Here is a 21,078-nt window from a genome sequence, read left to right as displayed (position 1 = left end):
TCGACGCAGATGTGGTGGAATTGGTAGACACGCTAGCTTCAGGTGCTAGTGCCTTCACGGGCGTGGGAGTTCGAGTCTCCCCATCTGCACCACTCCTGGACCGAGTCCGGGGCGGCGCAGAGGCTAAGAAAGTAAAAACAGCGGTGCGCACCGCGCGATGCAGAATCGTAAATCCGCGCAAACCGACGCAGATGTGGTGGAATTGGTAGACACGCTAGCTTCAGGTGCTAGTGCCTTCACGGGCGTGGGAGTTCGAGTCTCCCCATCTGCACCACCGGGTTCCCCGGTAGGTTCTTCACAGTGACAAACTCTCTCCCCTCCTATTGGTCGTTAAACGCTTTCCGCGATCGACAAGCGCTCTCGCTGTTGCTGTAATCAATTTTTCTGCATACCCCTTACATACCCGTGGCCTGGGCTATCCAGCGTTTTTAAGCAAAACGCCCCGGTATGAACCGAGGCGTTGCAGTGATCAGGCTTGGGGCGGATCAGTTGGCCATGAGCAGGCCCAGCTGAACCAGTGCCGGGACTATGGCGATCACGAAACCTACCAGCACCATGGCGATGGAGGGGGCGAGGCCCAGTTCTTCGTAGCGTTCATCGTTGTGAGTAGTCGTCATGTTGAATCTCCTGGAGCGGTTGATAGTCATCTGTTTGCTTGGAGTATCGCAACATGAGTGCCAGCTTTTGCTCTCCTGGGGCTATATTTAACCTGTTGTTATTAAATGACATTTCGCGAGGCTTAAGTGTTGTGTTCACGAGTGCGCCCAATCTGGCATGCCAATCTTGAATGGCTATGCCAGGTTAGGCAGTTGGCGCGGATCAGCAGGAGCAGCGCCCATCGACGCTGAAGCGCCCGCCCCCCGATACCATCAGCGATAGTCCGGCCGCAAGGAGAACAAGGGCGTATTCCCAACCCCCTTCGCTGACGAAAACCCCATTACCGAGATGCACGAAGAGAATGGCGATCAGCATGGCGAAGGCGACCGCTGCACCGGCTACGCGAGTCAAGAGGCCCAGCACCAGCGCGATGCCGCCAAAGAACTCTGTCGAGCCAGCGAGTAGTGCCATCACCACACCCGGTTCCAGGCCGATTGAGGCCATCCATTGACCCGTGCCCTGCAACCCGCCGCCGCCAAACCAGCCAAACAGTTTCTGCGCCCCATGCGGTATCAGCACGATTCCGACCGGAACCCGCAGAATCAGCGGTGACAGACCGTTATGCGTGGCCATCAGTTTTCTGCACAGATTTGCTTTCATATACTGCCTCCCCATCTGGAGTGACTGTCGATACGGACAGTGTAGCCGGTGCGGTGAATAACGCTGACATGATATGGTGTCGTCTCGCCGGCTCGCTGAGGGTAGCGGGCTGCGCAGGTTCAACTTAGTTTGCCGAAGGAGCAACCGTTGAAGAAGTTCACCTTGAATCTGGATGCCGCCGTGGTGATCCTGCTGCTTTTTCTGACTGCGTTTGGCCTTAACCTCTATCAGTACGGTAAGTACCAGGAGTTGAAAGATGAAAACTTTCGTCTTCAGCTTCAGGGGCTGGAGGACAGGATGAATCTCGATTCGATGGAGTTGGCGCTGAAGCGGTTGAACAAAGCGTTGGCAGCCAAGGAAGCGGCGGAGTAACCGCAACGCGGTTTCAGGACGAACGGCGATGAAGACAATTCTGATTACCGGCTGCTCCAGCGGCATCGGCAGACACTGCGCATTGCGCTTGCATCAACTGGGCTATCGCGTGTTTGCGACCGCTCGCAAGCGGGAGGATGTGCATGCGCTTGGCGAACTGGGGCTGGAGGCGGTTCAGCTCGATCTGGACGACAGCCTGTCGATCCGAAACGCGGTCGACGAAGTGCTGTCGCGCACCGGCGGCACGCTGGATGCGCTGTTCAACAATGGCGCCTATGGCCAGCCCGGTGCGGTGGAGGATCTGACCCGGGAGGTAATGCGCGCCCAGTTGGAAACCAACCTGCTGGGCTGGCTGGAGCTGACCAACCTGGTGCTGCCGGTGATGCGTAGGCAGGGGCACGGCCGTATCGTCATGAACTCCTCGGTGCTGGGGTTGGTGGCGCTGAAATACCGCGGTGCCTACAACTGCTCCAAGTTCGCCCTCGAGGGGCTGACCGATACCCTGAGACTGGAGTTGGTCGGCAGCAATATCCATGTCAGCCTGATCGAGCCGGGTCCGATCGAGAGCGCGTTTCGCAGCAATGCGTTCAAGGCGTTTCAGGACCATATCGATGTTGCCAACAGCGCTCATCGCGCCACCTATGAAGCGGTGGTCAAACGGCTGAGTAACCAGGCGCCGGGCAAGGAGCCGGCGTTCACCCTGTCGCCCGAGGCTGTGCTCAAACCCCTGCTCCACGCGTTGGAAAGCCGCCGGCCCCGGCCCCGTTACTACGTGACCCTGCCGACCTATTTTATGGGTTGGGTGCGCAGACTGCTGCCAACCCGTTGGCTCGACCCCATCCTGACGCGGGCCTCCGATTGATCCTCGGTCGACAGTAACGGCGCTCCGCAGGTCGTTAAGGGCCTAAGGTTCCCTGGGAAACTCGGTTTCGAAGGCGCTGCGGCTCACCTGGTCCGGCAGCTTGGCCTCTACCCGCTGATCCAGCTCCAGTCCCCAGGTGTTGATCATGCAGCCAAGGATGACATACATGCCGTGGATCGCGATCAGGTCCATCAGCTCGGCGTCGGAGTAGCAGCCCTGCAGCTTCGTCAGCAGCTCCGCGGAGAGCCCGTGGCGGTCGACCAGTTCATCTACGGCGATAAGCAGCAGGTACTCCTTTTCGCTCCACAGCTCGGGGCGTGGTTCACGCTTGACCCGCTCGATCTCCTCCAGCGTCAGCCCGCACGCCAGACCGCGCTCCACGTGTGAGCCCCACTCGTACCAGGCGCGCATATGGATGGCGACCCGCAGGATCACCAGTTCGCCACGCCGCTTGCCCAGAGCACCGCCGGTGACCGAGTAGTTGCGAAAGTTCCACCAGGCGTTCAGCAGGGCCGGGTTGTGCGCCATCAGCTTGTGCACGTTGATCGGATCGCCCTTCATATCCTCGATAACGTGCTCGAGCGAGTTGTCCCATTGCTCGGTGGGTAGGGGGTGTAAGGGGCGGTTGCGGTTCATCCGGTCACCAGATTCGTTGAACGAGTTGTTGAGTAAGTTGCCGAGTAATTTCGCTCAAGGCCTTGCTATACGGCTTATCCAGCCTGCTGGAGCAGTCCAGCAGACGGTTGACGGTATGCTATGACAGTATTGCTGCTGATGGGGGATGGATCAATCGAATGGCAGGTGTTGTTGTCAGAGCGACTGTCGCTATCCTCTAACCCGACAGCACACGGGCCAGTGTATCGAATATGCGATCGTCGCCGGATTGGGCGACATTGAAGCGCAGATAATCGCCGGCGCTCTGTGACTGACTGAACGCGTTGCCCGGCGCCAGTACAACGCCCTCCTGCAGACAGGCGCGGGCGGTGTCCGCCGCATCGCGTCCCTGAGGTATGCGGCACCAGACAAACATGCCCGCTCGGGGGATGTGCCAGGGCTGTATATCCAGCTCATTGAGTCTTTCGATCGTCGTCACCATGGCCTTGGCCAGCTTTAGGCGCACCGACTCCATATGTTTGCGATAGCCGCTGTCGGTCAGCGCAGTAAGCAATACGTTAGCGGCTAACTGGCCGCCGGCGAAACTGGTGGCGATCTTCAGGTCGAGCAGGCTGTCGATCCAGTCGCGCCGGGCGGCGATATAGCCGCAGCGCAGCGAGGCGGAGAGCGTCTTCGAGAAACTGCCGATGTGGATGACGCGTGACAGTCCATCGAACGCGGCCAGCCGGGGCGAGGGTGTGAGCTCGAAGTCGGCGAAGATATCATCCTCGACGATCACCAGGTCCGAGCGCTCGGCTAGTGACAGCAGCCGGTGTGCCGTTGTCGCCGAGAGCGTCGCGCCGGTAGGGTTATGGATGCCGGAGTTGGTGATATACAGCCGCGGCGCGTGCGTTTGCAGCGTAGCTTCGAACGCATCCAGATCCGGTCCGTTCGGGGTGTAAGGGACGCCCACGACGCGGGCACGATGCGCCTTCAACAGGGCGTGGAAATTGAAGTAGCAGGGGTCGTCGATCAGCACCACATCGCCCGGCTCCAGCAGGAAGCGGCAGATCAGATCGATCGCCTGGGTGCCGGACTCGGTCAGCATGATCTGTTCCGGCGGTGCCTCGATACCGGTACCGATCATGCGCCGGGCAAGCACCTGCCGCAGAGCCGGCAAACCGAGCGGTGTGGCGTAGTCGGTCAGCACCGAGTTTTCAGCCCGCGCCACTCTGCGCAGCGCCCGGCGTATGCCCGCCTCGTACATCCAGTCATCGGGCAGCCAGCCGCAGCCCGGCTTGAGGACCGAAGCATCGGACTCCAGCGACTGGCGCGATATCCACAGCGGGTCGATCTCGCGTTCGAGCCTGGGGGCCATCTCCGCCAGGGCCAGTGGTGCGACAGGCCCGGTGACGAAGAAGCCCGAGCCGGGCTGCGAGCGGATGACACCCTCCGCCGCCAGTCTCTCATAGGCCTCCACCACGGTGGAAACCGACAGCGCCATCGCCTTCGCTTGCGCCCGTACCGACGGTAGTCGGGTTCCCGGCAGATAGCTCCGGGAGGCTATTCTCAGGCGGATCTCGTCCATGACGGCCGCAATACGGGTTCCGGCTTGTTTCACGTTGTCTCCATCTGTCTGTATTGTCTTAGCATACCTAACAGTTCTAAGAAATTGTATTGGGCTGTATCTGGGTGATCCGTCTTCCTGGTGGTCTACTGACAACTGATCATGAGCAGGAGGTGCCGGGATGGACAAAACGATGGGCGGTTGGATAAGCGGTTTTATCGGTATGCTGATCTTTGCCGGTTCGCTGCCGGCGACACGGGTTGCGGTGAGCGATTTCGAGCCGACCTTCCTGACCTGTGCCCGAGCGAGTATAGCGGGCCTTTTGGGCCTGGCCCTGCTGCTTATCTTGCGCCAACGGCGTCCGGATAGGGCGCAGTTGCCATCCCTTGTCCTTGTGGCTCTTGGCGTCGTCGTCGGCTTCCCGCTGCTGACGGCGCTGGCGTTGCAGCAGGTTTCATCCGCGCACTCGCTGGTGTTTATCGGCTTGCTGCCGCTGTGCACCGCCTTGTTCGGCGTGCTCCGTGCCGGGGAGCGTCCGCGACCGCCGTTCTGGCTGTTCTCGCTGTTGGGAGGCGCCTGCGTGGCTGGGTATGCCGCGCTGGGCGGTGGTACTGCCTCGCTGCAGGGAGATCTGTTGATGTTGGCTGCGGTCCTGGTCTGTGGTCTCGGTTATGCCGAAGGTGGCCGGCTGGCGCGTACATTCGGCGGCTGGCAGGTGATCAGCTGGGCACTGGTGTTGTCATTGCCGGTCATGTTGCCGCTCAGCCTGTTCTTCATGCCGGTGGGGCTGGAGCAAGTGCAGATACCGGCTTGGCTCGGGCTCGCCTATGTTTCGCTGTTCAGTATGCTGATCGGCTTCATGCTCTGGTATCGAGGGCTGGCGCAGGGTGGCGTCGCTGCCGTCGGTCAGTTGCAACTGCTGCAGCCCTTCTTCGGTCTTGGCTTGGCTGCGCTGCTGCTCAGTGAGGCAGTGAGCTGGACGATGTTGAGCGCGACTCTAGGTGCGGTGGTCTGTGTTTCGGGGGCTAGGCGATTTGCCTGACGGGGACAGAACGGCGAAGCCCCGCATCAAGGATGCAGGGCTTCTGAAAGAGGTGGTGCCCAGAGGCGGAATCGAACCACCGACACGGGGATTTTCAATCCCCTGCTCTACCGACTGAGCTATCTGGGCAACGAGGCGCGTATTAAACCCGACTTGTGACGGGGTGTCAACGCCCTGTTTTCACTTTTCTTTTATTAGCTTAGTTACTTGCTTTCGGACGGGGGTACGTAGCCTTCGGCCTTGTCGTACTCCTCGCCGGAGAGGAACTTCTCCATCTCCTGCTGCAGGTATTTACGGCTCTGCGGATCCATCAGGTTCAGATGCTTCTCGTTGATCAGCATGGTCTGGTGTTCGGTCCACTCCTGCCAGGCCTGCTTGGACACGTTGTCGTAGATATCCTGGCCCAGTGCGCCGGGATAGGGTGGACGCTCGAGGCCTTCCATCTCTTGTTTGTATTTGCGGCAGATGACTGTACGGCTCATCACTTTCCTCCCTTGTGGCTGGTGCTGCCGAGCGTTTCAAGCAGGCGCTTGACCGGCGCGGCCAGGCCGATATTTTGTGGTTGGCGGCTGTTATACCAGAGTGTCGGCGGGCCTTCCATGACTGAGTTTGTAGGGTCTTTCAGGCTGACCAGTACCGGAGTGATATCCAGGTGGTAGTGGCTGAAGGTGTGTCTGACCGGCTCCAGCGGTGTCGCCTCGAGGATCTCGATACCGAGCTCGGCGGGCGCGTCGCGCAGGTCCTGCACCTCCGGCAGGCTCCATAGACCGCCCCAGATACCGCTGGGCGGGCGCTGGGCCAGCAGCACCTGCTGATCGGGGTCGCGGATGATCAGCATCTGCGTCTGCTTGACCGGCAGGGTTTTCTTGGGCCTGGGGGATGGCAGCTTGCTGGTCAGACCGAGGGCGAAGGCTTTACATTCCTGTTGCAATGGGCACAGCAGGCAGCTGGGTTTGCCCCGGGTGCAGAGGGTGGCCCCCAGATCCATCATCGCCTGGGTGTAGTCGCCGACACGTTTGCTCGGGGTGTTTTGCTCGGCCAGCGACCAGAGCCTGTTCATGACCGCGGGCTGGCCGGGCCAGCCCTCGACCGCATAGAAGCGTGCCAGCACCCGTTTCACGTTGCCGTCGAGAATGGCCGCCCGCTTGCCGGTGGCGATCGACAGTATCGCCCCTGCCGTTGAGCGACCTATGCCGGGTAGTCCCTCCAGACCCTCGACGCTGTTGGGGAAATGGCCACCGAACTCCCGGCTGACGATGCCCGCCGCCTTGTGCAGGTTACGTGCGCGGGCGTAGTAACCCAGCCCGGTCCAGAGGTGGAGTACCTCGTCGATCTCCGCCTCGGCCAGGCAGTGCACGTCGGGAAAACGGTCGATAAAGCGCTGGTAGTAGGGGATCACCGTCGTCACCTGGGTCTGCTGCAGCATGATCTCGGAGATCCAGGTGTTATAGGCGGTTTTTTCCCGCTGCCAGGGCAGGTCCTTGCGGCCGTGCCGGTCGAACCACTCCAGCACGGCGCTGTGGAACCGTTTGGGTGACAGGCTTTTAACCGGGTTAGCCATCAATTGCCCAGCAACCCTTTCAGCAGGGACTTGGCACCCTCATCGCCCAGCTTTTCACCCAGTTTCTCTTCGATCTTCTTGCTCACTTTCTCCTCGACCTTTTTCTTGGCCTCGGCCTTGAGCAGGTTGGCGAAGACGCTGGCGTCGGGTTTGCACATCTTCGCCGGTGGGGTATCGAACGAACCCTTGCAGTTGACCGGGAACTCGACGCCCTCGAGGCGGTTGTTGACCGAGCAGGTCTGCTTGAACAGGTTCTCCTTGATGGTCAGGCCCAGTCGGTAGTCGATCAGAGCCTTGGGCAGGTCGACGTTGCCGCGCCCGGCCAGGGACATGGCATCCAGCGTCGCCGCCAGGTCCTTGTTGCTGACCATGCCGTTGCTGATGGTGAAGTTACCGCCCATGTTGGCGAAGGGGGTGGACTGGTCCACCTGCTCGGTGTTGATGCCGAGGCTGGCAACGTTGTTGATCCCCTGGCAGATGGTCTGTGCCATGTCGATCCCCTCGATCACGCCATCGGCGGCATGGACGCTGGCGTTGCCGTTGAGTGAGTTGACGATGGCGTAGATCGACTGGCCCTGGGCGCTGAGCTTGGCGGTGGAGTTGAGCGCGCCGGTGATTGGGGCGCTGCCGTTCATGGCGGTGAGCAGATCGCCGATCTGTACGCCGCTGATCTTCTTGTCGATACTGATCTGCAGCGGCGATTTGCGCGCATCCAGGGTGACGGCGTTGCGCAGGGTGCCGGAGTAGAGGTCGGCGTCGATGCGACTGATCTTGACCAAACCGTTATGGGCGCTGAGGGTCAGTCCCAGATTACTGGTGTTGAGGCCGGAGATCTGCAGCTGCGCCAGATCCAGCTTGGCGTCCAGGTTCAGTGCCTTGAGCGGCTCGACCGGGATGATCTCCTCTTTTGACCAGCGCTCGCCGCCACTCTTACCGCTGCCGGCGCTCTGCTGCCCTGTTTTTTCCTTACTCGCCGGTGGCAGGTAGCGGTCGGCGTTGAGGCTGTTGCCCTTAAGGGCGATGGTCTGCGCCTGGCTCTTGAGGTCGATCGCCAGCGAGCCGGTGAACTGGGTGTCGTCCAGCGTCAGCGTCAGCGGATTCAGGGTCAGTGTGTTCGCAGGGCCCGCCAACTTGGCGTTGAGGCCGACCGCGGTCAGCGCCTTGGCGTCGCTGGTTTGCGGCGCACTCTGGCCAAGTTCTGTAAGCAGCTGCTTGAGGTCGAATGGAGCCAGGTTCAGTTCACCGCTGAATATCGGCGCGGCGAAGGATTGGATGCCGACCTGGCCAGTGGCGGTCAGGTTGGCCAGCGCCAGCTGTTGCAGGGCCAGATCGATGCGCTCTGCCGCGACATCGGCATCCACCTTGCCCTTGAGTGAGAGTTGCAGCGGCTTGGAGCCAAGGGCCGCACTGTTGAGCTCGACTGTGGCGTCCAGCGCATTCAGCTGGTACTGCTTCTGCTCCAGGTTCAGCTGCGCATTGGTGTTAAGCGCAGCGTTCAAGCCGAGAGTCTGCGTATCGCCCTGGAACTGGTTTATTTGCGCACTCAGTTCAATCGGGATCTCCTGCCCGGGGGCGATGCGACCGGTATTCAGGTTCAACTGGTTGACCTCGATACGGCTGCCGGCGGCTTCGTCGACATAACGCAGTTGAGCGTTGCTCAGGGTGATCGACTCGATATCGAGGCCTTTGAGGGCGCCGCCGCTACGACCCTTGCCATCCTGCTGCTCATCCTTGGCAGGCGTTTCGGCGGCGGTCTGAGCCCGGGTCCAGTTATTGGCGCGCCCCGTGGTGATCAGGTTGAGTTTCAGGCCATCCACCAGAATGCTGCTCATCTCGACGTTGCCGGAGAACAGCGGCATCAATTTGACCGACAGCTGCGCTTGGGTCAGTGTTGCCAGTTGCGGTTGTTCGGGATAGCGGATCGCGATGTCGTTCGCGGCCAGGCCGAGCCAGGGGAAGACCGACCAGTCGATCTCGCCATTGATCTTGAGCTCGACGCCACCGCTTTCCAGCGCCGCCTGCTCTATCTCCGCGCGGTAATCATTCGGGTCGATGACGAATCCGAGGATGACGCCGCCGGCGCCGATCACCAGTACAACAAACACTAGAATGCCGATTAACAGCCTTGTCAGAAGTTTCATGCGTCGAGGGTCCTGTCTGCAGCGGTCTTTATAATAAGACTGCCATTGTAGCCAATAGCTCCCGGTTTTGACCAAAATCAACCGGGCTGTACTGCTAAACTGGGTTTATCGGGTAAACTGCCCTAACGGAGTCAGTCGCAACGTGTTTATAGACAGGGATGGTGCTATGTCTGTAGGACCAGGTTTTTCGGTAGTTTTGCTGGTCGAATCCCGCCAGAAGCGTGAGCAGATGGTGGAGATCCTCAGCAAGAGCTGCCGCGATTTCAAGGTGATCAGCAATGTTGATGACCTGCTTCGTCGTGCGCACGAGCGACCGATCAGTGTGCTGATTTTTGGCCTGGCCTCGATCGAGCAGAGTGAGGTGGCCTACTTCCGCCTGCTCAAGACCGACCCCCATATCGAGCAATATATACGTTCAACCCTGCTGCTGTGTGACCGCAACGAAGTCAAGCAGGCGTTCCAGCTTTGTCGCAAGGGGCTGTTCAATGACTACTATGTTGCCCACCCCCTGTACGATCCCTACCATCTATTGTTGCGTTTCAAGCAGCTCAAGGCGTTGCAGGATGACGGCAAGATGGGCGTGATGAAGCCCTCTTCGATCAGCGCCGTATGTGATTCGCTGGAGCAGATCGCGCATGCGGATACCCAGATCACCGGCATCAACACCGAGATGCTTCAGCGGCTGAGTGAAACCATCACCTTGGCGATGGAAGCGCTGGGCAAGACGGTGGAGAGCCAGATCGGCAGCGGTCAAGGGAGCGCCGGGGAGTTGATAAACCGGCATTCGGACGATCTGGTGCACCGTCCGATCCACTCCAATGTCAGCGAGGCGATACAGCGGGTGAAGCAGGTGACCGCCGAGGCGGCCGAGATCGCCATCGATCAGCGGGTATCGATCGGGCGCGAACACCCAGAGATGCCGCCGCGCCACAAGCGGGTTATTGTCATTGAGGATAATGTGAACTCGTTGCAGGAGCTGGTGCTGGCGCTGGAGAAGAACGACTGTGACTCAGTCTGTTTCAGTTACGGCAGCGACTTCGCGCGCGAGGCGGATGCGCTCAGCGCCGATATCATCATGCTCGACCTGACCCTGCCCGACATGCCCGCCTTCCACCTGATCAAGAAGATAAAAAGCTCACCGTCGCTGTCACGCGCGAAACTCTTCGTCATGGCGCAGCCGGGGGATCGGGAGAAGGTGGAGCTGGTGATCGGTATGGGTGTGGACGAGGTGATCATGAAGCCGATCGACGAGCAGATGATGGCGTTCAAACTGAGTCATTACTGAGCCGAATCACCCTGTCTTAACCTGCCCCTTGATCTGCCGTTGTGGCCCGGTTGTCTGTATAATGTGCGTTTCTTAATGCAAACCACGCGCAACGGCGGAGACAGAGATGGCCGATCGTACTGCCAGAGTGACCCGCAACACTCTGGAAACCCAGATCACCGTATCGATCAACCTCGATGGCACAGGCCAGTTCGAGGCCGATACCGGAGTCCCTTTCCTTGACCACATGATGGATCAGATCGCCCGTCATGGCCTGATCGATATGGAGATCAACGCCATCGGCGACCTGCATATCGACGATCACCACACGGTGGAGGATATCGGCATCACCCTGGGCCAGGCGTTCAAGCAGGCGGTGGGTGACAAGAAGGGTATCCGCCGCTACGGTCACGCCTACGTGCCGCTGGATGAAGCGCTGTCCCGCGTGGTGATCGACTTCTCCGGTCGTCCCGGGCTGGCGATGGACGTGGAGTTTGTTCGCGGCCGCGTTGGCGGTTTCGACGTCGACCTGTTCAGCGAGTTCTTCCACGGCTTTGTCAACCACGCGGGCGTTACCTTGCATATCGACAACCTGAAGGGCAAGAACACCCACCATCAGGCGGAGACGATCTTCAAGGCGTTTGGACGTGCCCTGCGCATGGCGCTGGAGGTGGACGCCCGTGCCGCCGACATCATGCCGTCGACCAAGGGGTGCCTGTAAGTCATGAGCAGCATTGCAGTCATCGATTACGGCATGGGCAACCTGCACTCCGTGGCCAAGGCGCTGGAGCATGTGCAGCCCGGCGTCGAGGTGCGCGTCACCGCCGATCCCGAGCAGGTGCGCAGCGCTGACCGGGTGCTGCTGCCCGGTGTCGGCGCGATCCGCGACTGTATGGCCGAGATCCGTCGCCTCGGTGTGGACAGAGAGGTGCGCGAGGCGATCGCCTCCGGCAAGCCGTTCCTCGGTATCTGTGTCGGTTACCAGGCACTGGTGCAGTTCTCCGAGGAGAACGCTGGCATCGACTGCCTGGGCGAGTTCGAGGGCCGGGTCAACTTCTTCGGCGACGATCTGCGCGATCAGAGCGGCGAGCGTCTGAAAGTGCCGCACATGGGCTGGAACCAGGTGCAGCAGAGTATCGATCACCCGCTCTGGGCCGACATCGACAACGGCACCCGCTTCTATTTCGTACACAGCTACTACGTCAAGCTGGCCAACCGCGGCCAGGTGGCGGCGACCTGCAATTACGGTGTCGACTTCGATGTGGCGCTGGCGCACAAAAACGTGTTTGCCGTGCAGTTCCACCCGGAAAAGAGCCATACCGCCGGCCTGCAGCTGCTGAAGAACTTCCTTAACTGGGACGGCCGCTTCTGAGCGGCCCGACACGCAAGACTTTCAAGGTTTTATCCACAATGCTGATTATCCCCGCGATCGACCTCAAGGATGGCAAGTGCGTACGCCTGCGCCAGGGCCGCATGGACGACTCCACCGTGTTTTCCGACAACCCGGTCGATATGGCCGCCAAGTGGGTCGAGGCCGGCTGCCGCCGCCTGCACCTGGTGGACTTGAACGGCGCCTTTGCCGGTAACCCGGTCAACGGCGAGATCGTCAACGCCATCGCCAGGGCCTACCCGGATCTGCCGATCCAGATCGGCGGTGGCATCCGCTCTGCCGAAATCATCCAGGCTTACCTGGACGCCGGTGTCGACTACGTGATCATCGGCACCAAGGCGGTAAAGGAGCCTGAGTTCGTCACCGAGATGTGCAAGCGGTTCCCCGGCCACATCATTGTCGGCCTGGATGCGCAGGACGGTTATGTTGCTATCGACGGCTGGGCCGAGGTCACCGACGTCAAGGCGGTGGATCTGGCGAAGAGATTTCGCAACGACGGCGTCAGTGCCATTGTCTATACCGATATCAGCCGTGACGGCATGATGCAGGGCGTCAACGTCGAGGCTACCGTCGAGCTGGCGCGCGAAGCCGGTATTCCGGTGATCGCCTCCGGCGGTGTCACCGACATCGAGGATATCCGTAAACTGGCAGCCGTTGCCGATCAGGGCATCCTCGGCGCCATCACCGGCCGTGCCATCTACGAGGGCACGCTGGACGTGGCCGAGGCGCAGCAGCTCAGCGACTCGCTGACCGGCAACTAAGCAGAGGGCAGTTCCATGGCACTGGCAAAACGCATCATCCCCTGTCTCGACGTCGAGAACGGCCGCGTGGTCAAGGGCGTGAAGTTCCTCGATATCCGTGATGCCGGTGATCCGGTCGAAGTGGCCAAGCGCTACGACGAGCAGGGTGCCGACGAGATCACTTTCCTTGATATCACCGCCAGCCACGAGGGGCGCGACACCATGGTGCATACCGTGGAGCGGATGGCATCCCAGGTGTTTATCCCGCTCACCGTCGGCGGCGGCATCCGCAGCTGCGAGGATATCCGCAAGATGCTCAACGCCGGTGCCGACAAGGTGTCGATCAACACCGCGGCGGTGTTCAACCCCGAGTTCGTGCGCGAGGCGGCCCAGCGTTTCGGCAGCCAGTGCATCGTCGTCGCCATCGATGCCAAGAAGGTCTCCGCCGAGGGCGAACCGGACCGCTGGGAGATTTTTACCCACGGTGGGCGCAAGCCGACCGGGCTGGATGCCGTGGAGTGGGCGAAAAAGATGGTCGAGTACGGCGCCGGCGAGATTTTGCTGACCTCGATGGATCAGGACGGGGTCAAGAACGGCTACGATCTCGGTGTCACCCGTGCCATCTCCGAAGCGGTGCATGTGCCGGTGATCGCCTCCGGCGGCGTCGGCAACCTGGATCATCTGGTCGAGGGCTGCATCGAGGGCAAGGCGGATGCGGTGCTGGCGGCGTCGATCTTCCACTTCAACGAGTACACCATCCCCCAGGCCAAGCAGTATATGCGCGAGCACGGGATCGAGGTGCGGCTCTGACATTGCAGTGGCAATGTGATCTGTTAGAGGCTCCGTAAGGGGCCTTTTTCGTTTCTGGTGTGCTGTGACTTAGGTGGTTCGTCAGCCATAGAGGGTCGTTTCACTGACGCGCCGTAAACCCATCCCTGGGGGCTCCACTGCGACATCCATGTCGCAGAGGGTCAGTGAAACGACCCTCTACGGCTTCCTCGGCAGGTTCGCAGTCGGCCACAGGGTCGCCGAGGATGGCTAAAGGTGCAGCTCTGCCGACCTTCCGCGCCATGGATGGCGCGGCAGAGCCCCCATGGATGGGTTTACGGCGTGTCGGCGGAGCTGTGCCTTTAGCCAGACGCTTCTACCATGCTGAATCGTACACCCGCATAAACCGCGCAAACCGAGGCTTGCCGTGGTTGGTCAGGCCGTTGTAGCGGTAGGTGACGGTAGAGCCGATGGGAGGTGGATTTTCGCGTTCGACATCGCTCAGCCCCGATCCGATACGAAAGCGCAGGCCCGTGTCGGTTTCGACGATCAGTGCTCCGGTCATCCCTGCGTACTTGCCGTTGCCGTCGGTGTAGCCGATCACTCTGGCCTCGGCGTCCTGATAGCCCTTGTACTTCAGCAGCAGTTCGCTGCGGCCGTGGATATAGCGGGCCGAGGTGTGATGCAGCATCAGCCCCTCTCCCCCCATACGCTGGATCTGGTCCAGCAACAGTGGCAACTGTTCCGGGCTTGGCGTCTGGCGTTGTTCGATTACGCGGATATTGGGGTTATCCACAGCTGAGATCAGGGTCTGCAGGGCTGCATGGCGCTCGCCGAAGGTTCCCGGATGTCGGGGCAGATCGAACAGCATGAAGCTGACCTCCCGCCATTGATCGTCTGTGCTCTCTTGGCGCCTGATCAGCGCGCTGAGTTCGTCGAACCGGCTGCGGCCTAGCCAGAGTTCGCCATCCAGTTCGATGGGCAGCAGATTGCGGGTGAACCAGTCCGGTGCCGCTATCGGCTCGCCACTGCGGGTAAGCAGCTCCTGTCCTGTCCAGCGCGCGCGCACGCCATCGAGCTTTTCACTGACCAGGTAGTCGGCGGTTTCGATCTGCTGATCGGGTAACAGCGTTTGGGCACTCATCAGTGCCGGTGCGGGCGCGGCGATGACGATTGCCGGAGTCGCGACAAGCGCGAGGGCCGCGCTTAGATGGGGTGTGCTGGGTGACATCCTTGTCTCTCCTTGTTCACGGTTCTGCCCGACACCTCCTGCGCCGGGCCTGATGCTGGATCAGAACTCGTAGCTGAGTTCCACCTTGTATCGCGTGTCGTGCCGGTCAGGGCCGTTGAGCCAGTGTTCGGCCTGCAGCTCCATCTCGAATCCGGGTGCAGGCGACTCATACTCAAGTCTGACTGTGGCCAGCCACTGCTCCTTGTCCTCCCATTGCCAGGCTTCGCCATGGTCGCGTTCGGCTTGCTCCTCCAACTGCCAGCTGGGGCCCGCGATCAGTTCCCAGCCGGCCATCGGCGTGATCCAGTCAAGCCAGAGTTTGGCTTCGTACTGCAGCTCCTGTTCCGCCTTTTCGACCTCATCCTGGGCGGTGTTGGTCCAGGCGCTGAAGCGGGTATGGGTCAGGCTCAGTTTCGGCAGTAGATACAGGCTGTACCAGGGCGTCATATATTCCGCCCGAATACTTACTTCCGATTCGTACCCGGTGCCGCGCCCGGCTATAGGTTTGGCGTCGCTCGCCAGATCGCTGGAGTGGTAGTCCACATCGAAAAAGCGGTCGTGATACAGGCGCAGGGACCAGGCATCTCCACCAAGCTGGGAGCCGTAATCATAGCGCAGACCCAGGCCTGCATAGGGGTATTGGCGCCACTCGGTGCGGGTTTTGTCCTTCTTCAGGCTGCCATCTTCACGGAAGGTTCTTTTGTGGTCGACGGTGCGACGGCTGTTGTAGCCCAGTCGGGCGCTCCAGCGCCACTCCTCTTCCGGCGTCAGTTCGATTTTGAGCAGGGTGTCGCTTTCCCAGCGCGCTTTGCGGCGCACCTCTCGCTGGTCGAAACTGCTGTCCGCCTTGTATTCGACGGTGCTACGCGAGGCGCCGTCCAGATATTTTATGCGGGTCGTGAGTTCGCCCTCTACCGCCAGGACTGAGCTGGCCACCATCAGCAGGGGTAGCGCGAAGGGGATGTAGTTCATGCGGTTTCCTGAACCTCCTGGCGAATCCTGGCCTGCAGCTCGTGCAACGGCATCGGGCGCGCCAGTCCGAACCCCTGGGCCAGGTCGACGCCCATGTCGCGCAGCGTCGCATGCTGCTGCTCCGTTTCGATCCCTTCGGCGACGGTATCGATCGACAGCGACTCGGCCAGGGCGACCATGGCGTCGATCAGCGGGCGTGAATGGCCGTCGATCAGGTTGTGCACAAAAGAGCGGTCGATCTTCAGGCCGTCGATCGACAGGCTGTTCAGGTAGGCCAGTGACGAGTAGCCGGTGCCGAAGTCGTCGATCCAGATCTCGATGCCATTCGCTTTCCAGCGCCGCAGGGCGTTCTCGCTGCTCTCCAGGTGGGTGATCATGCTGGTCTCGGTGATCTCGATGCACAGCGCGTCGTCCGGCAGGTTCCGTTGCTGCTTGAGTTCGCAGATGAAGTCACAGATCGCGGACTGGTGCAGTGCAGCGCCGGAGATATTGATCGACAGACTGAACCCGGGACTGAGTTCAAGCAGGCACTGCAGGTCCGTCACCGCCCGCTGTGCCACCCAGCGGGTCACATCTTCGATCAGGTCCGACTCCTCGATAATCGGGATAAAGCGCGCCGGCGACAGCAGTCCGTGCTGTGGGTGCTTCCAGCGCAGCAGCGCTTCCGCCCCCCTGATCTGGCCGCTGCGCATGCAATAGATCGGCTGGTAATCGAGGAACAGATAATCATGCTCGATCGCCTCGCGTATCCCCTGCTGGATCTCGAGGCGTTCGCGTATCTCCTCGGTCATCTGCGGTTGGAAGAAGGCGAACTGATTGCGGCCATGCTGTTTGGCCGAATACATGGCGATATCGGCGTGTTTCAGAATCTCGCTGCTGCTGACCCCGTCGTCGGGATAGAGGGTGATGCCGATACTGCAGGAGATCGAAAAGTACTGGCCGGACAGCAGAAACGGGGTGTTCAGTGCCGCGGACAGCATGCGTGCGACCTCGGCGGCCTCCTCCCCGGTTTCGATGGCGGGCAGCAATACCACGAACTCGTCGCCGCCGAGGCGGGCCAATAACGGCTGTGGCCGACGACGGGTGTGCCGTTGCTTGAGAATCTGGCTGAGCCGACGTGCGACTTCACGCAGCAACTGGTCGCCCTGGGCGTGGCCCGCGGTGTCGTTGACCTGCTTGAAGTGGTCCAGGTCGATGAACAGCACGGCAAAACGGTTATCCATGCTGGCGCTGCGGTGCATGATCTCACCGAGCTTGTGCTGGAAGCTGCGTCGGTTGGGCAGCGCGGTGACCGGATCCTCGTAGGCCATCTGGTGAACCTGGTCGTGGCTCTCTTCCAATCCCAATCGCATCCGTTCCAGTGCCCGGCCGAGGCGGCCGAGCTCATCCTCGCGCTGCAGATCGAAACTCAGATCACGTTCGCCGTTGGCGTAGCGGATACTGCGCTCGGTCAGCGTAGTCAGCGGCGTGAGCATACGCTTGGTGAGCAAACGGGCGCTGACCAGGCAGACGGGCAGCAGGATGATGAAGGCGATCAGCAGCGCGCTACGCACCGCCTCAAACATCTCCCGCTCATTGGCTTCGAGTGCCTGCGCGCGTTCGGCAGCGATCTGCAGCGGTGCGGTGAAGTCGAAGCCGACGGCGATCGCCGCAAAAGGCTCTCCGCCGGCGGTGATAGGGCTGTGCAGGTAGAGATGCATCCCCTGCCAATACAGTTGCGACTGTAACCCGGAGTGAGAACCCGGGGGAAGGTGGGTGCTGACATCCTCGCCGTAGCGTTTAATCGCGGGACTGCCGTCATGTATTATCCGGCCCTGGGCGTCATGGACATAGATGTAGTCCAAGTCACGGTAGTCTCTGAGATTTTCCAGTGTGTTACCGATGCCGCTCAGATCCTGCCTGTAGATGGCGTCGCTGAGATTGTCCCCCAACGCCCTGATCAGCAGACTGGCGTCGCTTTCCAGTTGTTCGCGCATGGTATCGGTCAGGTAGCTCTGGTCGACCTGAACGGATTGCCGGCGATACTCCTTGAGCGCATCATCCACCGCCATCATCAATGTGATCATGATTACCGCCGACACCAGGGTCAGCAGTATCGACAGGCGAGTAATGACCGAAAACTTGCGCTTCATCGGGTGGTTCCGCCTGTATCGACAACCATGTCATGTAGAAGCTGAAGGTCGCTCGGCTCGATGGGGGCGAAGGCTTCCGTATTTTCGTAGCGGCTCATCAGCGCGCCGTGGCTGGCGTGATCGAGATCGAGCAACAACTGCTTCAGGCGGTGGGCCGCATCCGCAGACAGGGCTGGCGTGACGGTTTCAAACGCCCGCGGATAAAACGGCGAGCGGTAGATGATCCGCAGGCGCTGGCGGACCGAGGGCGGTACGCGGTCCGGATTGTTCCAGTCGCCGTCATTCAGTGCACCGGCCGCGACGATCGCCTTGTCCACCCAGAGGGCATTGTTCTTCTCGTTGCGGCTGAACAGATAACCCACCCCTCCATCGGGCGGAGTATCGCCCGATGATTCGAGAGGAGTTAACGCCAGGCCCGCGCGCTCCAGTATGCGTTTGGGCAGGTAGTAGCTGCTGAACGAGTAGGGGTGTTCGAAAGCGAAGCGCCGGCCGACCAGGTCATGCAGCTCGCGAATGCCCGAGTCATCCCGGGTGTAGATCAGCGTCTGATATTGGCGCTGGCCGTTTTTCCACTTTTTGACCAGTGCCTGTGAGCCGGTTTCCTGGACCAGGCGCGCGGTGGTGTAGGGGGTTTCGGTGACCCAGTGAACCTCACCGGCGCGTACCGCCTCGATCAGTTCGTCGGCGCTGCGGAACAGCTTGACCTCGACACCATCAAAGCCAAATTCGCCCAGCCGGTCGGCGACGTAACTGGCCATCGGGCGTAGCTCGGCATAATCCTTCTTCGGCCGTTCGCTGACCTGGGCCAGCACCAGCGGTTGAGCGCTCAGCGACGCAGGCAGCAGCAGGACGCCGAGCGCCAGCAGCAGATTGGGTAAAGCCTGAGTCAGAAAAAGTGTGCGCGGCCGAGACATTTTAGAATCAATCTGTTAATGCAGCTTGGCAGATTACGAGATGCGGCCGTTGATTGCCAGCAGGGGAGCGTAAGCTCAGATCTTTTCCGGCGTCCACTTGACCGAGCCCAAGGCGATGCCCGCGTTGATGCGTTCCAGCAACGCGGCGATATCCGACTCGACCCAGAGCAGTTCGCGACAGCGGGCGCGGATAAAGCCCTGCTCGGCGGTGTGTTCGATAAATCTCAGTAGCGGATCGTAGAAGCCATCCACGTTGAGCAGGCCGATCGGCTTGTCGTGGTAGTCAAGCTGCGCCCAGGTCCAGACCTCGAACAGCTCCTCGAAGGTGCCGATACCGCCGGGCAGCGCGATAAAGGCATCGGCCAGTTCCGCCATCCTGGCCTTGCGCGCATGCATGTCGGGCACCACCTCCAGTGAGGTCAAACCCTGGTGGGCAACCTCGGCCCTGAACAGGCTTTCAGGGATAACGCCGGTAGCCTTGCCGCCACTGTCCATGACGCCATCGGCAACTGCGCCCATCAACCCTATCGAGCCGCCGCCATAGACCAACGCGCTGTTTTGGGCGACCAGTGCTTGGCCCAGTGCATAGGCCTGGTCGCGGTAAGCGGGTTGGGTGCCCTCACTGGAGCCACAGAATACACAGAGGGTAGTAGCCATTATTCACCTGTCGGATTGGTCTTGGGGTTGGGACCCTATTTTCGGCCTTAGCCCATACTATCATGTCATCGCGTTGCTGCCGCCGCTGAGGGCTTGCAAGGCACGGGATGTAAAGATAACCGAAACATATGACCGATATTTTGAGCTGATTGGGCTGTCCGGGATGCTTGCCCCTACAGCTGTAGCGAATCAGCACGTACAATAGCCAGCTAGACGTAACGAATCCGGCGGAGAGAGTGAATGACGGAACTGATACAGTTGGACAAACAGCTGGAGGGCCTGCAAAGCTGGCAACTGGTTGCTTTCAGTGCCGCCCTGAGCGAACGGATGTTTCCCAACTATCAGTTGTTCTCGCGGTTGGTCGGCTTTGGCGACCACCAGCAACTGCGTGGGATTCTCGATGGGGTCTGGAACCAGCTGGCCGGCAGCGGCGCCAAGATCAACGCCGAGGTGCAGCTGGATAACGTCGAGGCCAATATCCCGAACCTGGATGAGTTCGATATGTACGGGGCGATGCCGGCCTACGACGCGGTCGTGGCGCTGTATTCGACCCTGACCTGTCTGCTCGAGGGGGATGCTGCCGAGGCTGCAGGCGTGGCCAACCTGTCCCATGAGTGCGTGGCCAACTTCATCGAAGTCACCGCCGCCAACGACCAGATGTCCGACGAGGAGCTGGTGCGTTTTATCAATACTCACGACCTGATGCTGGATGAGGATGCCTTCCGCGAGGAGCTGCTGGAGCGCCTGCATGCCCAGGCCAAGCCCGACGCCGCCTTTATCCGTGATCTGCGCACGCTGGCCGAGAATGAAGGGGTCAGCAATATCGGTATCAGCGGTGACGACACCTGATGCTGCGACTGGGCCTGTTACTGCTGATTCTGCCGCCGCTGGGGCTGATGGCGGGCTATATGATGGAGCAGGCGGACGTGGACGCCTGTCTTGATGCCGGTGGTGCCTGGAACTACCTCAAGCGCCTCTGCATCGACAGCGCCGAGACCGGTGCGCTGCCGTTCGTTCCGTTCATGCAGCGTCATCCGGTACTGGTCAACGGCGGCATGTTGCTGTCCGTATTGGGACTGCTGTTCTGTCTGGCCGGACTCTACCGCGGCCGCACCTGATCTGTTCGGAGTTTCCCTATGTTGAAAAAGGTCCTGTTGGCCTTGCTGGCGCTGGCTGTGTTGGGTGGTGGTTATCTATGGCTGAACCGGGATCGGTTTGTCGAGGATTTCAACCGGCAGCGGGCGGAAGAGGTGCGGCGTTTCCACGCGGCCGGTATCGAGTATGGGCGCAATCACGATCAGCAGGCCTGTCTGGACAAGGCACTGACCGACTTTGACACCCAGTGCACCGGCTTCGAATGCACGGTGCGCTACGGTCAGTTTCTCAAGGCGTGCCTCGACAACGCCAGCGTTGCTCCCGCATTTTGCCAGGAGGTGCCGGCGTTCAACGAGGAGCTCACTGAAGAGGATAAGAACTGGGCGCGGCAAAGCTGCTGGGGGCGGGACATTCGCGGTGAAGGTTGCCGCCTGTTGATGCGGCAGCAGCAGCTGTTCTGCTCCTCCGACGCGGCGGCTGCGCCCGGCAGTCTGTCTGCCGGGCAATAGGGCTTGAGCG

General features: G+C 60.7%; 23 protein-coding genes and 3 tRNA genes. 13 read left to right on the top strand and 13 right to left on the bottom strand.

What is annotated here, in order from left to right; translation table 11 throughout:
- Positions 1–5 precede the first annotated feature (5 nt).
- Together KQ940_RS14645 and KQ940_RS14640 are read left to right on the top strand one after the other, a co-directional pair.
- Positions 6–92 (top strand) — tRNA-Leu (locus tag KQ940_RS14645).
- A 95-nt stretch (positions 93–187) separates the two neighbouring features.
- Positions 188–274, top strand: a tRNA-Leu gene (locus KQ940_RS14640).
- 211 nt (positions 275–485) lie between these two features.
- Here KQ940_RS14640 and KQ940_RS22975 read toward each other — a convergent pair.
- The gene (locus KQ940_RS22975; RefSeq protein WP_281419272.1) at positions 486–617 is read right to left on the bottom strand and encodes a hypothetical protein; all 132 of its coding nucleotides are present in this window, start codon (positions 615–617) and stop codon (positions 486–488) included.
- Between the two features lie 202 nt (positions 618–819).
- On the bottom strand, positions 820–1,257 hold the full coding sequence (locus tag KQ940_RS14635; RefSeq protein WP_217414479.1) for a DoxX family protein: 438 nt from the start codon (positions 1,255–1,257) through the stop codon (positions 820–822).
- Positions 1,258–1,404: 147 nt separating this feature from the next.
- On the opposite strand from KQ940_RS14635, the gene KQ940_RS14630 reads away from it, so the two are divergent.
- Positions 1,405–1,629, top strand: coding sequence for a hypothetical protein (locus KQ940_RS14630; protein ID WP_217414478.1), 225 nt, complete (start codon positions 1,405–1,407; stop codon positions 1,627–1,629).
- A 28-nt stretch (positions 1,630–1,657) separates the two neighbouring features.
- Positions 1,658–2,491 (top strand): SDR family oxidoreductase, encoded by an 834-nt coding sequence (locus tag KQ940_RS14625; protein WP_217414477.1) that lies wholly within the window; start codon positions 1,658–1,660, stop codon positions 2,489–2,491.
- Between the two features lie 42 nt (positions 2,492–2,533).
- Here the strand turns inward: KQ940_RS14625 and KQ940_RS14620 are convergent, their stop codons facing one another.
- On the bottom strand, positions 2,534–3,127 hold the full coding sequence (locus KQ940_RS14620; protein ID WP_217414476.1) for a carboxymuconolactone decarboxylase family protein: 594 nt from the start codon (positions 3,125–3,127) through the stop codon (positions 2,534–2,536).
- 196 nt (positions 3,128–3,323) lie between these two features.
- Positions 3,324–4,706: an aminotransferase-like domain-containing protein gene (locus tag KQ940_RS14615; RefSeq protein ID WP_217414475.1), complete on the bottom strand. Its 1,383-nt coding sequence runs from the start codon at positions 4,704–4,706 to the stop codon at positions 3,324–3,326.
- A gap of 127 nt (positions 4,707–4,833) precedes the next feature.
- Here KQ940_RS14615 and KQ940_RS14610 point away from each other — a divergent pair, with 127 nt between their 5' ends.
- Entirely contained in the window at positions 4,834–5,694 is an 861-nt protein-coding gene (locus tag KQ940_RS14610) for a DMT family transporter (protein WP_217414474.1), read from the top strand.
- Between the two features lie 53 nt (positions 5,695–5,747).
- Here KQ940_RS14610 and KQ940_RS14605 read toward each other — a convergent pair.
- From KQ940_RS14605 to KQ940_RS14590, 4 genes are all read right to left on the bottom strand, one after another.
- Positions 5,748–5,823, bottom strand: a tRNA-Phe gene (locus tag KQ940_RS14605).
- A gap of 74 nt (positions 5,824–5,897) precedes the next feature.
- Positions 5,898–6,176, bottom strand: coding sequence for an oxidative damage protection protein (locus KQ940_RS14600; protein WP_188751885.1), 279 nt, complete (start codon positions 6,174–6,176; stop codon positions 5,898–5,900).
- Complete coding sequence (mutY, locus tag KQ940_RS14595; RefSeq protein ID WP_246590088.1) at positions 6,176–7,255, bottom strand: A/G-specific adenine glycosylase; 1,080 nt, start codon at positions 7,253–7,255, stop codon at positions 6,176–6,178. The genes KQ940_RS14600 and mutY overlap by 1 nt, the downstream gene beginning before the upstream one ends.
- Positions 7,255–9,396, bottom strand: a complete 2,142-nt coding sequence (locus KQ940_RS14590) for an AsmA family protein (RefSeq protein ID WP_217414473.1) — start codon at positions 9,394–9,396, stop codon at positions 7,255–7,257. The genes mutY and KQ940_RS14590 overlap by 1 nt, the downstream gene beginning before the upstream one ends.
- 166 nt (positions 9,397–9,562) lie before the next feature.
- Between KQ940_RS14590 and KQ940_RS14585 the strand changes: the two genes are divergently transcribed.
- The 5 genes from KQ940_RS14585 (at position 9,563) to hisF (ending at position 13,600) form a co-directional block, all read left to right on the top strand.
- Positions 9,563–10,681, top strand: a complete 1,119-nt coding sequence (locus KQ940_RS14585) for a response regulator (RefSeq protein ID WP_217414472.1) — start codon at positions 9,563–9,565, stop codon at positions 10,679–10,681.
- Between the two features lie 106 nt (positions 10,682–10,787).
- A complete protein-coding gene (hisB, locus tag KQ940_RS14580) occupies positions 10,788–11,381 on the top strand; it encodes an imidazoleglycerol-phosphate dehydratase HisB (RefSeq protein ID WP_217414471.1) in 594 nt (197 codons plus the stop codon).
- 3 nt (positions 11,382–11,384) lie between these two features.
- Positions 11,385–12,032, top strand: coding sequence for an imidazole glycerol phosphate synthase subunit HisH (gene hisH, locus KQ940_RS14575; RefSeq protein ID WP_217414470.1), 648 nt, complete (start codon positions 11,385–11,387; stop codon positions 12,030–12,032).
- A gap of 38 nt (positions 12,033–12,070) precedes the next feature.
- Positions 12,071–12,811: a 1-(5-phosphoribosyl)-5-[(5-phosphoribosylamino)methylideneamino]imidazole-4-carboxamide isomerase gene (gene hisA / locus KQ940_RS14570; RefSeq protein WP_217414469.1), complete on the top strand. Its 741-nt coding sequence runs from the start codon at positions 12,071–12,073 to the stop codon at positions 12,809–12,811.
- A gap of 15 nt (positions 12,812–12,826) precedes the next feature.
- Positions 12,827–13,600, top strand: coding sequence for an imidazole glycerol phosphate synthase subunit HisF (gene hisF / locus KQ940_RS14565; protein ID WP_217414467.1), 774 nt, complete (start codon positions 12,827–12,829; stop codon positions 13,598–13,600).
- A 334-nt stretch (positions 13,601–13,934) separates the two neighbouring features.
- On the opposite strand, the gene KQ940_RS14560 is transcribed toward hisF, so the two are convergent.
- The 5 genes from KQ940_RS14560 to KQ940_RS14540 form a co-directional block, all read right to left on the bottom strand.
- On the bottom strand, positions 13,935–14,789 hold the full coding sequence (locus KQ940_RS14560) for a DNA ligase (protein ID WP_217414465.1): 855 nt from the start codon (positions 14,787–14,789) through the stop codon (positions 13,935–13,937).
- Positions 14,790–14,849: 60 nt separating this feature from the next.
- Positions 14,850–15,761 carry a hypothetical protein gene (locus KQ940_RS14555; protein ID WP_217414464.1) on the bottom strand — a complete coding sequence of 304 codons (912 nt, stop codon included), beginning with the start codon at positions 15,759–15,761 and terminating at the stop codon, positions 14,850–14,852.
- Positions 15,758–17,893, bottom strand: coding sequence for a putative bifunctional diguanylate cyclase/phosphodiesterase (locus KQ940_RS14550; protein ID WP_217414463.1), 2,136 nt, complete (start codon positions 17,891–17,893; stop codon positions 15,758–15,760). The genes KQ940_RS14555 and KQ940_RS14550 overlap by 4 nt, the downstream gene beginning before the upstream one ends.
- The gene (locus KQ940_RS14545) at positions 17,890–18,807 is read right to left on the bottom strand and encodes a phosphate/phosphite/phosphonate ABC transporter substrate-binding protein (protein ID WP_217414462.1); all 918 of its coding nucleotides are present in this window, start codon (positions 18,805–18,807) and stop codon (positions 17,890–17,892) included. The genes KQ940_RS14550 and KQ940_RS14545 overlap by 4 nt, the downstream gene beginning before the upstream one ends.
- 75 nt (positions 18,808–18,882) lie before the next feature.
- Positions 18,883–19,464, bottom strand: a complete 582-nt coding sequence (locus KQ940_RS14540; protein WP_217414461.1) for an LOG family protein — start codon at positions 19,462–19,464, stop codon at positions 18,883–18,885.
- A 240-nt stretch (positions 19,465–19,704) separates the two neighbouring features.
- On the opposite strand from KQ940_RS14540, the gene KQ940_RS14535 reads away from it, so the two are divergent.
- Genes KQ940_RS14535 through KQ940_RS14525 form a run of 3 tightly spaced genes read left to right on the top strand, consistent with a single transcriptional unit; the run spans position 19,705 to position 21,068 of the window.
- Positions 19,705–20,313 carry a YjaG family protein gene (locus tag KQ940_RS14535; RefSeq protein ID WP_217414460.1) on the top strand — a complete coding sequence of 203 codons (609 nt, stop codon included), beginning with the start codon at positions 19,705–19,707 and terminating at the stop codon, positions 20,311–20,313.
- Entirely contained in the window at positions 20,313–20,582 is a 270-nt protein-coding gene (locus tag KQ940_RS14530) for a hypothetical protein (protein WP_217414458.1), read from the top strand. Before KQ940_RS14535 ends, KQ940_RS14530 begins: the two co-directional genes overlap by 1 nt.
- An 18-nt stretch (positions 20,583–20,600) precedes the next feature.
- Positions 20,601–21,068: a hypothetical protein gene (locus KQ940_RS14525; protein ID WP_217414456.1), complete on the top strand. Its 468-nt coding sequence runs from the start codon at positions 20,601–20,603 to the stop codon at positions 21,066–21,068.
- Positions 21,069–21,078: the final 10 nt, after the last annotated feature.

The organism is Marinobacterium ramblicola, from assembly GCF_019084545.1.
Taxonomy (GTDB): domain Bacteria; phylum Pseudomonadota; class Gammaproteobacteria; order Pseudomonadales; family Balneatricaceae; genus Marinobacterium_D; species Marinobacterium_D ramblicola.
Note: the sequence above shows the minus strand (reverse complement) of the source record. Positions and strands in the feature narration are given on the sequence as shown.